This is a genomic window from Dactylosporangium sp. CS-047395 (assembly GCF_050942185.1).
In the GTDB taxonomy this organism is placed as follows: Bacteria; Actinomycetota; Actinomycetes; order Mycobacteriales; family Micromonosporaceae; genus Dactylosporangium.
In genome coordinates, this window is sequence record NZ_CP192015.1 from 8,862,501 (window position 1) to 8,875,563 (window position 13,063).

The window sequence follows — 13,063 nt, forward strand, 5'->3', positions numbered from 1 at the left end:
CCGGCCGCGATGAAGAGGTCGGCGACCGTCGACCCGGGCGGCGCCTTGACCAGCCCGGCCTCGCTCAGCGCGGCCTTGAGCGTCGACGCCGTCAGTTCGCCCAGTGAACCCCGCCCGAACAGCGCCTGACTCGCGGCGATCACCTGCGCCGTCTCCTCAGGCCCGTGCACCAGCTTGATCATCTCCTCGGCGAGGCGCCGCTGCCCGATCCGGGCCGCCGGCCGTTCGGCGGTCTCCTTCTCGATGGCCTCGATCTCCTCGCGCTCCAGGAACGTGAGCTTGCGCAGCAGGCTGTCGACGATGGCGTCCTCGAGGTTCACGAAGTACTGGTACAGCGCGTACGGACTCGTCAGCTCCGCATCCATCCAGAGACTTCCGCCGCCGGTGGACTTGCCGAGCTTCTCCCCCGCCGAGTTGGTCAGCAGCGGTGTGGCCAGGAGATGGACCGAGGCGCCCTCCACCCGGTGGATCAGATCCGTCCCGGCCGTGAGGTTGCCCCACTGGTCACTGCCGCCTGTCTGCAACCGGCAGTCGTACCGGCGGTACAACTCCAGGAAGTCCATTCCCTGCAGGATCTGGTAACTGAACTCGGTGTAACTGATCCCGGCATCGGAGTTGAGCCGCGCGCTCACCGCGTCCTTGGTGAGCATCTTGTTGACCCGGAAGTGTTTGCCGATGTCCCGCAGGAAGTCGATCGCCGACATCGACGCGGTCCAGTCGTAGTTGTTGACCATCCGCGCCGCGTTGCTGCCGGTGAAGTCCAGGAACGGCTCGATCTGGCCGCGCATCTTGTCGACCCACTCGCCGATCTGGTCGCGCGAGTGCAGCTGCCGTTCCGCGGACGGGCGCGGGTCACCGATCAGGCCGGTCGCCCCGCCGACCAGCGCCAACGGCTTGTGCCCGGCCAGCTGCAGCCGGCGCACCGTCAGGACCTGGAAGAGGTGGCCGATGTGCAGGCTGGGCGCCGTTGGGTCGAACCCGCAGTAATACGTGATCGGCCCCTTCGCCATCTCCTTGCGGAGTTCGTCGAGGTCGGTCGAGAGCGCGATCATGCCGCGCCACTGCAGATCTTCGAGCACATCGGTCATGCGCGGATTCTCCCACCAGCCGCTCGGCCGGTCCCACCGCATTAGGTCCGACCAGGGTGACGGGGTTTTGTCATACCCGGCGGCTAGGGTTGTGGCATGGCAGTCGTGAAGATCAACGCGATCGAGGTCCCCGAGGGCGCCGGCCCGGAACTGGAGCGCCGATTCGGGGCCCGGCACGGCGCGGTCGAGGGCGCGCCCGGCTTCCTGGGCTTCGAGCTCCTCCGCCCCGTCGCGGGTGAGACGCGCTACTTCGTCTACACCAAATGGGAGTCCGAGGAGCACTTCCAGGCCTGGTCCAACGGCCCGGCGCGCGAGGCCCACGCCGGCGAGCGCTCCCGCCCGGTCGCCACCGGCGCCAGCCTGCTCGAGTTCGAGGTCGTCCAGCACGCGGACCCACGGAGCTGACCATGGCGCGCTTCGTCCTCTTCCCCGGCCGCCACCACCTGCTGACCAGTTTCCAAGCGGTCTATCTGCGCGGTTTGGTGAAAAACGAAGAACGCCTCTTTGGTACTTCCAGTGCTCCCACGATCGTCTGGGCCGTCACGAGCGCCAATCACCAGAACACCAAGCGCAATCCCGTACCGTACGACCGTCGCGAGGCGGCGATCGAGCGCTTCAGCGCGCAGGAGGACCTCCGATCCCTGGTCGTGCCGGTGTTCGACACCGCACACACCGACCGCTTCGCCGAGGTGACCCTCAAGAGCGTCGAGTCCGTCCTCGGCCACCGCCTCACCCCCGAGGACACCGTGGTCGCCTGCTCCACCCCGGACGTCGCCGCCCTGTATTCGGCCCTGGGCTTCGCGATCGCCCCCGTCGAGGCCGACACGGACGTCGTCCCGGCGAGCGAGGCGCCGCAGCGCCCGTGGGACGTCCTGCTTCGACTGGCCGGCGGCGACCCCACCTGGCGGGAGCTGGCGCATCCGGCGACGCTGGACGTGTACGACCGCTATCGCCTCGACGAGCAGGTCACCCTCGTCGTCAACGACCCGGTGGTCGGCGAGGAGGGCGGCCTGACCACGACCCGCGACTACCGCACCTACGCGGAGGCCTTCGAGGCCAGCGCCGAGCGCAAATGGGACCTCGTCAAGCGCCACATCCGCCCCGGCCGGATCGTCGACGTCGGCTGCGGTGCGGGCGCCGTGCTGGCCCTGGCCGACCGCGAGCCGTCCCTGCGGGAGAGCGACCTGATCGGCGTCGAGGTCGCCCGCCACCTCTACGAGGAGTGCGTCCACCGCAAGGCCCAGGGCTGGTTCACCAACCCCAACGTGTACTTCTACTGCCGCAACGTCCTCGGCGGCGCCGTCTTCCCGCCCCGCTCCATCGACACCACGCTGACCTTCGCCCTGACCCACGAAATCTGGTCCTACGGCAACCGCATGGACTCCCTGCGCGCCTTCGCCCAGGCCATCTACGACCACACGGTCCCCGGCGGCGTCTGGCTCAACTCCGACGTCTGCGGCCCCGACAACCGAGACCGCCGCGTACGCCTCTCCCTGCAGGGCTCCCCCGCCCCGCTCAAGCCCCTGGACGCCCTCACCCGCGACGAGATCGCCGCCCACGTCGAGTCCCTCTCCACCCGAGCCAGGCTCGACCGCTTCGCCGCCGACTTCCACTTCGACCTGCCGTACAAGGCCCTGGACGACCCGGCCGACCCCGGCGCCGTCGAACTGGCCCTGAGCGACGCCATGGAGTTCCTGGCCCACAAGGACTACCCGGACAACTGGCTCTCCGAGTCCCACGAACAGTTCTGCGGCCTCGAGTTCGCCGACTGGAAAGCCCTCCTGACCGACGTCGGCTTCGAGGTCGACCCGGCCTCCCACGCCTGGCGCAACGACTGGATCGTCGACAACCGCATCCGCCCGTACGCCCAACTGTCCACACCGGACGGCCACCCCCTCGACTGGCCGGACACCCACGTCCTCCTGGTCGCCCGCCGCCCCCTGAACACCTGACCCCCGCCGCGCCGACCCCCGCCCCGACGCCCGTCGAGCAGCTGACGGAACGCCCGCAGAGCACCCGACCCAACACCCGATCCGACACCCGCTCCCGCCCGACCGTGCCCGTTCAAGCGCCCCAAGCACCGCACCCGCACGCACCGCACTCGCACTCGCACTCGACGCACCGCGCTCGCTCTAGCACTCGCACACACTGCACCCGCACGCACCGCACTCGCACACATCGCCTCGCACCGCACTCGCACACATCGCCTCGCGCCGCACTGGCACGCACGACACCCGCACGGAACGCCCGCACGCACCACACTCGCATCCACGCTCTCGCAGGACACCGCACTCGCACGCAGGCACCGCACTCGCACACACCGCTCTCGCACGCACGGCCTCGCGCCGCACTCGCACGCAGACACGGCGCCGGACCGCGTCGGACGGCATCCGCACGGCCTCGCGCCGCACGACACTTGCACGCACCGCGCACGCATCTCGCTTCCCGCGGACGTTGACCTCATACAGATCCGGAGCACATCGTGAAGGCGCTGCAGTATTCCGAGTACGGTCCGTCGAGCGTCCTGCACCTGGTCGAGCTCCCCGAGCCACAGCCGGCGGCGGGGCGGATTCGCGTCGCGGTGCGGGCGATCGGGGTCAACCCGTTCGACTGGAAGGTCCGCAGCGGCGCGTTCGGCGACACCACCCCGTCGCGGCTGCCGCACGTGCCCCACTCGGACGTCGCCGGCGTGGTCGACGCGATCGGCGAAGGCGTCGAGGGCGTGCAGATCGGCGACGAGGTCTTCGGCACCGCCGTGGGCGGGGGCGCCGCCGAGCACGCGATCCTGCGCGAGTGGGCCCAGAAGCCGCCCGGCATGACGTTCGCCGAGGCCGCGGGTCTTCCGAACGTCATCGAGACCGCCGGCCGCGCTCTGGATCTGCTCGGCATCAGCAAGCTCAAGCCTACGGCCCTCACCACCGAAGGCGACCCGTCAGCCCAGCGCGGCCCCACCCTCGTCATCAACGGCGCCTCCGGCGGCGTGGGCATCGCCGCGGTCCAGCTGGCCATCGCCCGCGGCGCCACGGTCATCGGCACGGCGAGCGAGCGCAACCACGAGTTCCTGAGCCGGCTGGGCGCGACGCCGGTCACGTACGGTCCGGGCCTGGCCGACCGCATCCGCGCCCTGGCTCCCGCCGGCGTCGACCGCGCCCTGGACACCGCCGGTCGAGGCGCGGTGGCCGAGCTGGTGACCCTGACCCCCACCCCGGCCGACGTGGTGAGCATCGCCGACTTCGACGCCGCCAAGCACGGCGCCCGCGTCACCGACGGCTCCGAGGGCCGCGCCTACCAGACCCTCCACGAGGCCGCCGCCCTCTACGCCGAGGGCCGCTTCACCATGCCCGTCGAACGCACCTTCCCCCTGTCCGAGGCCGCGGCCGCCCACGACCTGAGCGAATCCGGCCACGTACGCGGGAAAATCGTCCTCACCCTCTGAGCCAGAACAACCGTCGGCCGGCCACGGAAGCATGCGGTGGCCCGCCACCGTCGGCCGGCTCACGGCTCCAGGTCGAGCGGACTGGGAGTGGCGCGCTTGCAAGAGCAGTCGTCGCCCAAGCTGCGGCCCAGGACGTGCCGGCCCGCCCACGGGAGCATGCGGTGGCCGCAGCACCGTCGGCGGACTCAGGGCTCGAGGTGGACCGGGGTGGGAGTGGCGCGCTTGCAGGAGCGGTTGTCGCCCGAGCTTCGACCCAGGATGTGCCGGCCCGCCCACGGGAGCATGTGGTGGCGCAGCCAGGACAGTTCGGCGGTCACGGACTGGTGGCGGGGGCGGCGTACCGGTGGAGGCAGGGCGGCGTTCCAGGAGTCGTCGAAGCCGGGGAGGCCCAGGGCGAACGCGAGGGCGTGGGCGATGCGTTCGTGGCCCGCGCTGTTGGCGTGCAGGCGGTCGTCGCTCCACAGGCGCGGGTCGGACGCCACCGGGTAGGCGCCCAGGTCCAGCAGGATGGCGCCGCTGTCCGCCGTGACTTTGCGGATGGCGTCGTTCAGGGCCAGCACCCGGCCGCGCAGGGGCTTGGCCAGGGGCATGACCGGGGCCGGGTCAGGAAGGGTGAACGTGAGGACCGTCGTACCGGTCGCGACCAAAGCCTGCTGCATCTCCGCGATGTCGGCGGCGACCTTGGTGACGTCGAAGGAGCCGCGCAGGATGTCGTTCATTCCCGCGACGACCGTGGCCAGGTCGGGTTCCAGCGCCAGGGCCGGTTCGAGCTGTTCGGCGCGGATGCTCGCGGTGGTACGGCCGCGGATGGCAAGGTTGGCGTACTCCAGCACGCCCGCCGAGCGCTGGTGGCGGGCCACGTGTTCGGCGAAGCGGTCGGCCCAGCCTCGGTAGCCGCCGTTGCCGTCCGGGTCGTCCATGCCCTCCGTGGTGCTGTCGCCGATCGCCACGTAACGCCGATAGGTGCGGATCACGACCTGCGCTCCAAACCGGCCGCCCCCAACGAAGCCGCCCCCAACGAACCCGCTCCCAACGAACCCGCCACAGACGAAGCCCCCTCGAACGAAGCCGCGCCCAACGAAGCCGCGCCCAACGAAGCCCCCTCGAACGAAGCGGCCCGCACCGAAGCAGCCCGCACCGAAGCAGCCGCGTCGGACGAAGCAGCCAAGTCAGACGAAGCAGTCCGCTCCGAAGAAGCAGCCGCGTCGGACGAAGCAGCCAAGTCAGACGAAGCAGTCCGCTCCGAAGAAGCAGCCCGCTCCGAAGAAGCAGCCGCGTAGGACGAAGCAGCGTAGGCGGCGCGCGCGGATTCGATTGAAGTCAGGTGTTCTGCGGCCCAGACTTGGCAGGCGTCCATCGCGGGGAAGAGCGTGCGGCCCAGGTCTGTGATGGCGTATTCGACGCGGGGTGGGAGTTCGGCGTAGGCGGTACGAGTGATCATGCCGTCGCGTTCCAGGGCGCGCAATGTCTCGGTCAGGACCTTTGACGAGACGCGGCGCAGGGGGACGCGCAGTTCGGTGAAGCGGCGGGGGTGGCCGTCGCGGAGGCAGGTCAGGATCATGCCGGCCCACTTGTCGCCGATCTGGAACGGCGTCACTGAGGACGGGCAGGCCGGGTCGAACAGGTCCGGCGGCAGCGGTGCGCGCATCCGGTCACGGTAACTCGCGCCGCGGTTACGTTGCAGTTACCGGCGTCTCCCGTTCTACCGTCCCGGACCATGAGCAGACTGGTGGTTTTCGGAGCGGGTGGACGGGCCGGGCGGGCGGTCCTCGGCGAGGCCCGGCGGCGTGGGACGGCGGTCACCCCGGTGGTGCGGGAGCCGGCGAAGTACGTGGACCTCGACGGGGCCGTACCCGGCGACGCCACGGACGCGGACTCCGTGGCCCGGGTGGCGGCCGGGCATGACGTGGCGATCGTCGCGGTGTACAGCGCCGCGCTCGACCCCGACGCCTATGCGCAGGCGACGCGGGAGCTGCTCGCGGGGCTCGAGCGGGCGGCGGTCGGCCGGGTGCTCGTCGTCGGGCTCGCGACCACGTTCGGTGCGGTCGACTCGCTGCCGGCCGAGTGGCGGGCGTTCGCCCAGGCCAGGGCCGACGAACTGGCGGTGTTCCGGGAGTACGAGGGAGCCGTCGACTGGGTGGTCCTCACGCCGCCGATGGAGTTGGTGGAGGGGGACAGCATGCAGTACACGATGAAGGAACTCGGGGAGAAGTTGACCTATGCGGCGCTGGCGGCGGCGCTGCTGGACGAGGTCGAAGCAGGCCGCCACCATCGTCGGCAGGTGGGGGTCTCCGGCTAGACGGACTTCTGGTAGGCCTTGAAGGTCCTGGTGGACAGCCACACCAGCAGGACCGCCAGGGCCAGGAGCGCGCCGCCGTAGGAGCCGGTGCGGGGCCAGTCGATGTCGCCGGCGAGCGCGCTGCGGCACGTCTCCAGGGCCCAGTTCACCGGGTTGCCGTGGGCGATGCGACGGATCCACGGCGGCATGAGGGACGGGGTCATGAAGGACGACGACAGGAAGGTGAGCGGCAGCAGGAGCAGGGTGTTCAGGCCGATGATGGTCTCGCGCTGGCGGACCAGCATGCCGGCGATGTTCGACAGGGCGCTGAACACCACGCCGAGCAGGGCCGCCGCCACGACCAGGAAGAGCACGCCGGCGAGGGGGTAGTCGGCGCCGGCGAGCAGGCCCAGCAGGACGATGATGACCGATTGGATGGTCACGCTCAGGGTCTGTTCGACGACGACGGCCTCGAGGATGGCGCCGCGGCGGGCCGGGGTGGTGAGGAAGCGGTTCATGGTGCCGCGGTCGATCTCCTCCAGCACGCCCATGCCGGACCACATGCTCGACGAGACGGCGGTCATCACGACGATGCCCGGCACGAGGTACTCCACGTAGCTCCCGCCCCCGAACCCCGGCAGGTCGACGATCCGGCGGAACAGGTTGCCGAACAGGAACAGCCAGATCACCGGCTGGATGAGCGTGATGAGCAGGAACGCCGGCTGCTGGACGAACACTTTCAGGCGCCGGCCCGTGAGGTACGCGAGGCTGCTCACGCGGCCACCTCCAGGCGACGACCGGCGTGCTTGAGGTACACGTCGTCGAGGCTCGGGCGGGCCACGGTGACGGTCGCCACCCGGATGCCGTGCGCGTCCAGGGCGGCGAGCGCACCGGGGACCGCGGCCGCGCCGTCGTCGGCCCGGGCCGAGAGCCGCCGGCCGTCGAGGGTCACCTCGCGCAGGGTCGGCAGGCCGGACAACGCCGTTCGCGCCGGTGGGCCGTCCGGAGGATCCAGGACTTCAATGTGTACCGCATCCCCGCGCAGTTCCCCCTTCAGCCGATCCGGCGTTCCCTCGGCCACCACCCGTCCCCCGTCGACGATGACGAGCCGGTCGGCGAGGCGGTCGGCCTCGTCCAGGTAGTGCGTGGTGAGCAGGATCGCCATCCCGGTGAGCCGCTTGATCTCGCTCCAGAGCGCCGCGCGGCCCTCGGGGTCGAGGCCGGTCGTCGGCTCGTCCAGGAACAGCACCTCGGGCCGGTGCACCAGCCCCAGGGCGACATCGAGGCGGCGCTGCATGCCGCCGGACCAGTGCCGGGTCGGGCGGTTCGCGGCCTCGGCCAGGTCGAACCGCTCCAGCAGCTCCTCGACGCGGCGGCGCAGCTCCCTGCCCCGCAGCCCGAACAGGTGGCCCTGCAGCGTGAGGTTGTCCCGCCCGGTGGCGGCCGGGTCGAGGCCGGAGCGCTGGGCGACGACACCGATCACGGCGCGTACCCCGCGCGGGTCCCGCCCCACGTCCCGCCCCAGCACCTCGGCGTGCCCGGAGTCGGCCCGGGCGAGCGTGGTCAGGATCTTGACGGTGGTCGACTTGCCGGCGCCGTTGGGGCCGAGCAGCCCGACGATCTCGCCCGGCTCGACGTCGAGCGAGAGGTGGTCGAGGGCGCGCACGCCCTTGGGGTAGGTCTTGACGAGGTCCCTTGCCAGGACGGCAGCGGGCATGACGGTCTCCCGTTCGGTCGGACCGATTGCCACGGGAGTCGACTATCCTGGCGGTTGCAGACACCAAAGCCGGATTCGTTCCCGCGAAATCGGTTGAGGTCGTTTCCCGGGTCGTGGTGTTCCCGCACCGCGACCCGGTTTTTCGTTGCCCCCGCCGCACCAGGCGACGGGTGTTGCTCCCGTCGCACTTCGCGACAGGCGTTCGTGGTCCGCGCGCCGCACCGGCGTTGATTCCGGCGCCGCGCATCGGTGCTTGTTCCCGGCGTTCGCGCGCCAGGCGTTGCGTTACGCCTGCCGTTCCCGCGTCAGGCGTTGCGTTACGCCTGCCGTTCCCGCGTCAGGCGTTGCGTTTACTCCTGGCGTTCCCGCGCCAGGCGTTCGTGTTCCGCGCGCCAGAAGTCGGCGCCGGAGAGGGTGCCCGCCTCGATCTCGGCGACCAGGCTCCGCACCCAGTCGGCCTCCGCGCGCAGCAGGACCAGCCCGAACTCGGCCTCGATGGTGAAGATGCGCGGCACCACGCCGTCGGCGGCCCGCAGCGACGCTTCCTCCGCGGCCACCTGATGGGCCAGGATTTCGGCCCGTTTGCGCAGCAGGTACGCGGCCTCGTCCGGCGGCAGCACGCCGAGCACCGAAAGGGCCGCGCGCAGCTTCGGGTACTCCCGCTCCGGCGCCCCCACCAGCTCGCGCATCCAGTCGACACACTCGTCGCGGCCGGCGTCGGTGATCGAGTACACGGTGCGCTCGGGGCGCCGGCCCTCCCGCGTCGTGCGTTCCGCCTCGATGAAGCCGTGCTTCTCGAGGTTGCCGACCACGGTGTAGAGCGAGCCCCACTGGATTTTGAAATCCTGCTCTTTGCCGCGGCCGCGCATCTCCGCCGCGATCTCGTACGGGTGCATCGGCCGCTGGTACAACGTCGCCAGCACGTGCAGGGCGAGCAGGTTGCCGACCTTGCGCCGCCTGGCCATCGCACCTCCCGAACGTGCTCGCTCACGGATACTCGCGGACGAGTATAGCCACATACTCGCCGACGAGTAAACGGCCCCGAGTATTCGCCGCGATAAACCAACGCCGTCCCAGAACGCCACAAGGAACGGCGCACACAGCAACCAACGTCACCACGGGACGCGATGCCGCCATGGAGACGGCGCGCGCACGGAAAGGCGGCGCCGCCCCGAAGGACGGCGCCGCCGCGAACGAAACGGGGCCCAAAGCCCAAAAAGACGGGCTAAACGGGATCGGGCTCCGTGAACTGCCGGGAAGCCGCGAACGCCTGGAACTGCTCGGCCACAGCGCCGAGATCCTCCTGCTCCGAAGAAGCCCCGTCCGTGGTCGAGACATGCCACCGCCGCTGGGTGGGTACGAACGCGACCTTGATCGAGGCCCCGTCCTCCCGCCACAGCTCGGCCGTGGTGTTGTCCTCGTCGAGCCGCCCGATGAAGTCGCGGATGTCGTCCCCGGTCGGGTGGTGCGCGAGGGAGCCGTCCTCGGTGGTCATCCGCGCCACCGGTACCCGCAGCAGCCGCCGTGGCTGCCACAGGGCCGCCGGCTGATGGCGACCCGGCCGCTGGAAACACAGCAGCTCGCAGTCGTCGGCCAGCTTGTGGATGAAGTGCAGGGTCTCCCTCGGCGCGTCCCGTTGCAGGGTCAGCAGCACGTGCGTGCCCGACCCGATCACCGGCTCCGCCCACTGGGCCGGATCGACGCCCGCCCGCACCTCGCGGTCGAAGCGCTCCACGCCGGGATCGACGATCGCCCATTCCGCGTCGCCCCGCCGCAACGCCTCGTACCGGTCGACACCCTGGTCAACCGTGATCGGTCGGGCCTCGTACCAGACACCAACCTCGATCAACTCCGCCATGGAAGACCAACCTACGGAACCGGCAGAAACCGGCGCAACTCAGCCACGCAGGGTGCCGTATCCATCACCCATTCACCGTTCTACCCTCAGTGATCGGCACTCTGCGCTATGTCGCGCTCGGCCACCGCCTCGACCAGTCCACCGGCGGCGTGCGTGGTGATGATCAAGGGGCCGCCCGTATCGCCTGGTAGATCGAGGATGACGGCGGTCAGGGGAAGCAGCGCGACCCGGCCGTGGGCGGTCAGCCGACCGGCCGGCTCGGCCCGCGCGCCGGCGATGTCGGACCACAGGACCGTCACGGACGGGTGACGCCGGGCCAGCAGCAGGCGGGGGCACAGGGTGATGCCGTCGTCGCTCAGCGCGACCACGACGTGAATCCCGCCGCCGAACAGCAGGGCGAGCCCGGGGCCCAACTCCCAGATGAGGGCCGCGCGATCGAGGGGCACGCGGCCGTACCAGTGCTGCGCGCCGGCCGCGTGCAGGGCGCGCTGGCGCCGCCGCGCCCACCACTGGACCAGCAGCACCGGCCCGATCACGCTCGCGGCCAGCCCGGCGAAGGCCAGGGCGGCCGGCCAGCGCCCGAGCAACGGCAGCCCGACCGGCACCGCGGCGGCGAGCACCAGCCACCAGCCGCGCCCCCGCACCAGCCCAAGGCTACGCCGGACCAGCACAATCCGACTAAAGCCCCAAAAGCCCTAAACAGGCGGACGAACGTCCCGGCGCCGTACCGCCTCCGCTCCGCCCATCCCCTCGAGCACCTCGACCAGCAGCGCGCGAGCCGCGGCGAGACGTTCCGCGCCGTACAACGCGACCAGGCGCTGCTCCTGCCGAAAGCGCGCCGCACGGTACACCCGCAGCATCTCGACACCCCGAGGCGTCAACTCGACCCGGCGGACCCGCGCGTCCCCCACGTCGGCGACCCGGGCCACGTAACCGGCCCGCTCCAGCTCGGCCACGATCTTCGACGCGCCCTGCTGCGTCATGTCCAGCCGCGCGGCCAGGTCCCCGATCGTGGGCGAGGCGTCGACGAGGTGCTGGAAGACGTACCCGTGGGAGAAGCGCACGTCGCCGTAGCCCTCCGCAGCGACCTCCCGCATCAGCTCGGCCGCCGCCGCGTAGCCCGTGAACAGCGCGACCGTGCCCAGATCCAGCTCGGGAGGCTCCACCATGCACAGATCATACAACGCCAGTTGTGCAACTGCCATTGCACAACTATGGTTGTGGACATGACACAGGGGCTCATCGATCTCGCCGTCCGCTACCACGAGGCCGTCGGCCGCGGCGCCACCGGTGCCGAGCTGGCCGCCTTCTTCACCCCGGACATGCTCCACCGGGAGCTGCCCAACCTGCTGTTCCCGGACGGCGCCGAGCGCGACCTGCCGGCCGTCCTCGACGCGGCCGAGCGCGGGCAGGCGGTGCTCAGCGCGCAGACGTACGAGGTGCTCAACGTCGTCGCGGCCGGCGACAAGGTGGCGGTGGAGGTGCGCTGGAGCGGCACCCTCGCCGTCGCGTACGGCGAACTGCCCGCCGGCCACGTGATGCACGCGCACATCGGCACCTTCCTCGACGTGCGCGACGGCCGAATCTCCGGCCAACGCAACTACGACTGCTATGCGCGATTGGCCGCCTGAGCGGGCATGATGGCCCAATGCCCAACGCGCGCCCGCCCCGGCTGCTGCAAATCGTGGCCACGCTCGCCGCCTTTGCCCTGCTCGCGGGGTGCGGCGAGCAGGAACCGCCGGCCTCCTCGGCGCCCCTGTTCGCGTCGGCGTCCGCGGCCGCTCCCTCGTCGGCGGCCGCCGCGCCACCGTCGAGCGCACCGGCACCGACGAGCGCGGCCCCGGTGGCGATCCCGGCCGGGGTGACCGCGGGCATCGTGATCTACGACCGGCAGACGAAGTCCTACGTGCTGCAGCAGAAGGGCGCCTGGCGGTTCCGCTCGGCGTCGCTGGTCAAGCTGCTCATCGCGCTGGACTACTTCTGGAACAAAGGCCCCTCCTATTCGGTACCGCCCGCAGACCAGCCCAACCTGCAGGTCATGCTTCGCAGCAGCGACGACGCCGCCGCCACCGGCCTGTGGAAGGCCAACGGCCAGCGGGACATCGTCACCCGCATGGTGCAGCGCCTCGGCCTGCAGGACACCGCCCCACCCCCGGTGAGCCAGCCCGGCTACTGGGGCTACACCGCGGTGAGCGCCGCCGACCTCGTGCGCGTCTACCAGTACATCCTGGACAAGGCTCCGGCCCCGGTCCGTACGTTCATCATGGGCAACCTGCACCAGACCACCAAGTGCGGCACCGACCACTACGACCAGTCGTTCGGCATCCCGAGCGTCTTCAAGGCCCCGCGCGCCGCGAAACAGGGCTGGTCAGGCTTCGGCGACAACCCGGCGACCCCGTGCGTGGCCAACGCCGCGTACACCATCGAGAACGCCGCACTTGCTCCCAACAACCCCGACATGATGGGCGAGGTCCTGCACACCACGGGCACCGTGGGCGAGAACGACCGGTACATCGTCGCCGTGCTGTCGGTACACCCGGATGGTTCGCAGTTCTCGAAGGCCGCCGCCAACCTCACCAAGATCGTGAAGGCGCTGCCGTTGCCCGCTTCGCTGGACCTGTAAGGGCGCTCTGGCACGCGGGGTAGGTGGCGCTGTTCACGGGCACGCATCCGACGACCCTCAGCA

General features: G+C 70.7%; 15 protein-coding genes (1 of these 15 running past the window's edge). 6 read left to right on the plus strand and 9 right to left on the minus strand.

Annotated elements, in window-relative coordinates; translation table 11 throughout:
- Positions 1 to 1,088, minus strand: partial view of a tyrosine--tRNA ligase gene (gene tyrS, locus ACQP00_RS41390; protein ID WP_433207445.1) — the 5' portion only. The gene continues 181 nt to the left of window position 1, outside the view; the window shows 1,088 of its 1,269 coding nt (coding positions 1–1,088); it begins with the start codon at positions 1,086 to 1,088; its stop codon lies off the left edge, out of view.
- A gap of 96 nt (positions 1,089 to 1,184) precedes the next feature.
- On the opposite strand from tyrS, the gene ACQP00_RS41395 reads away from it, so the two are divergent.
- The 3 genes from ACQP00_RS41395 to ACQP00_RS41405 all read left to right on the plus strand — a co-directional run bounded on the left by ACQP00_RS41395 (position 1,185) and on the right by ACQP00_RS41405 (position 4,524).
- Positions 1,185 to 1,493: an antibiotic biosynthesis monooxygenase family protein gene (locus tag ACQP00_RS41395; RefSeq protein ID WP_433207448.1), complete on the plus strand. Its 309-nt coding sequence runs from the start codon at positions 1,185 to 1,187 to the stop codon at positions 1,491 to 1,493.
- A gap of 2 nt (positions 1,494 to 1,495) precedes the next feature.
- Complete coding sequence (locus tag ACQP00_RS41400) at positions 1,496 to 3,040, plus strand: class I SAM-dependent methyltransferase (protein WP_433207451.1); 1,545 nt, start codon at positions 1,496 to 1,498, stop codon at positions 3,038 to 3,040.
- A gap of 530 nt (positions 3,041 to 3,570) precedes the next feature.
- On the plus strand, positions 3,571 to 4,524 hold the full coding sequence (locus tag ACQP00_RS41405) for an NADP-dependent oxidoreductase (RefSeq protein WP_433207454.1): 954 nt from the start codon (positions 3,571 to 3,573) through the stop codon (positions 4,522 to 4,524).
- 185 nt (positions 4,525 to 4,709) lie between these two features.
- Here ACQP00_RS41405 and ACQP00_RS41410 read toward each other — a convergent pair whose 3' ends face one another.
- Positions 4,710 to 5,498, minus strand: coding sequence for an SGNH/GDSL hydrolase family protein (locus ACQP00_RS41410; RefSeq protein ID WP_433207457.1), 789 nt, complete (start codon positions 5,496 to 5,498; stop codon positions 4,710 to 4,712).
- Entirely contained in the window at positions 5,495 to 6,172 is a 678-nt protein-coding gene (locus ACQP00_RS41415) for a winged helix-turn-helix transcriptional regulator (protein WP_433207460.1), read from the minus strand. Before ACQP00_RS41415 ends, ACQP00_RS41410 begins: the two co-directional genes overlap by 4 nt.
- Positions 6,173 to 6,241: 69 nt before the next feature.
- Here ACQP00_RS41415 and ACQP00_RS41420 point away from each other — a divergent pair, with 69 nt between their 5' ends.
- Positions 6,242 to 6,823, plus strand: a complete 582-nt coding sequence (locus tag ACQP00_RS41420) for an NAD(P)-dependent oxidoreductase (protein ID WP_433207463.1) — start codon at positions 6,242 to 6,244, stop codon at positions 6,821 to 6,823.
- Here the strand turns inward: ACQP00_RS41420 and ACQP00_RS41425 are convergent.
- From ACQP00_RS41425 to ACQP00_RS41450, 6 genes are all read right to left on the minus strand, one after another.
- The gene (locus tag ACQP00_RS41425; RefSeq protein WP_433207466.1) at positions 6,820 to 7,578 is read right to left on the minus strand and encodes an ABC transporter permease; all 759 of its coding nucleotides are present in this window, start codon (positions 7,576 to 7,578) and stop codon (positions 6,820 to 6,822) included. The genes ACQP00_RS41420 and ACQP00_RS41425 overlap by 4 nt on opposite strands.
- Positions 7,575 to 8,552, minus strand: a complete 978-nt coding sequence (locus tag ACQP00_RS41430; RefSeq protein ID WP_433207469.1) for an ATP-binding cassette domain-containing protein — start codon at positions 8,550 to 8,552, stop codon at positions 7,575 to 7,577. The genes ACQP00_RS41425 and ACQP00_RS41430 overlap by 4 nt, the downstream gene beginning before the upstream one ends.
- Positions 8,553 to 8,869: 317 nt before the next feature.
- Positions 8,870 to 9,484: a PadR family transcriptional regulator gene (locus ACQP00_RS41435; protein WP_433207472.1), complete on the minus strand. Its 615-nt coding sequence runs from the start codon at positions 9,482 to 9,484 to the stop codon at positions 8,870 to 8,872.
- 260 nt (positions 9,485 to 9,744) lie between these two features.
- Positions 9,745 to 10,377: a hypothetical protein gene (locus ACQP00_RS41440; protein WP_433207475.1), complete on the minus strand. Its 633-nt coding sequence runs from the start codon at positions 10,375 to 10,377 to the stop codon at positions 9,745 to 9,747.
- 86 nt (positions 10,378 to 10,463) lie between these two features.
- A complete protein-coding gene (locus ACQP00_RS41445) occupies positions 10,464 to 11,021 on the minus strand; it encodes a hypothetical protein (protein WP_433207478.1) in 558 nt (185 codons plus the stop codon).
- 51 nt (positions 11,022 to 11,072) lie between these two features.
- Positions 11,073 to 11,546, minus strand: coding sequence for a MarR family winged helix-turn-helix transcriptional regulator (locus ACQP00_RS41450; RefSeq protein WP_433207480.1), 474 nt, complete (start codon positions 11,544 to 11,546; stop codon positions 11,073 to 11,075).
- Between the two features lie 57 nt (positions 11,547 to 11,603).
- Between ACQP00_RS41450 and ACQP00_RS41455 the strand changes: the two genes are divergently transcribed.
- Both ACQP00_RS41455 and ACQP00_RS41460 read left to right on the plus strand, forming a co-directional pair.
- Positions 11,604 to 12,008, plus strand: a complete 405-nt coding sequence (locus tag ACQP00_RS41455) for a nuclear transport factor 2 family protein (RefSeq protein WP_433207483.1) — start codon at positions 11,604 to 11,606, stop codon at positions 12,006 to 12,008.
- A gap of 17 nt (positions 12,009 to 12,025) precedes the next feature.
- Complete coding sequence (locus tag ACQP00_RS41460; RefSeq protein ID WP_433207486.1) at positions 12,026 to 13,000, plus strand: hypothetical protein; 975 nt, start codon at positions 12,026 to 12,028, stop codon at positions 12,998 to 13,000.
- The last annotated feature ends 63 nt before the right edge of the window (positions 13,001 to 13,063 follow it).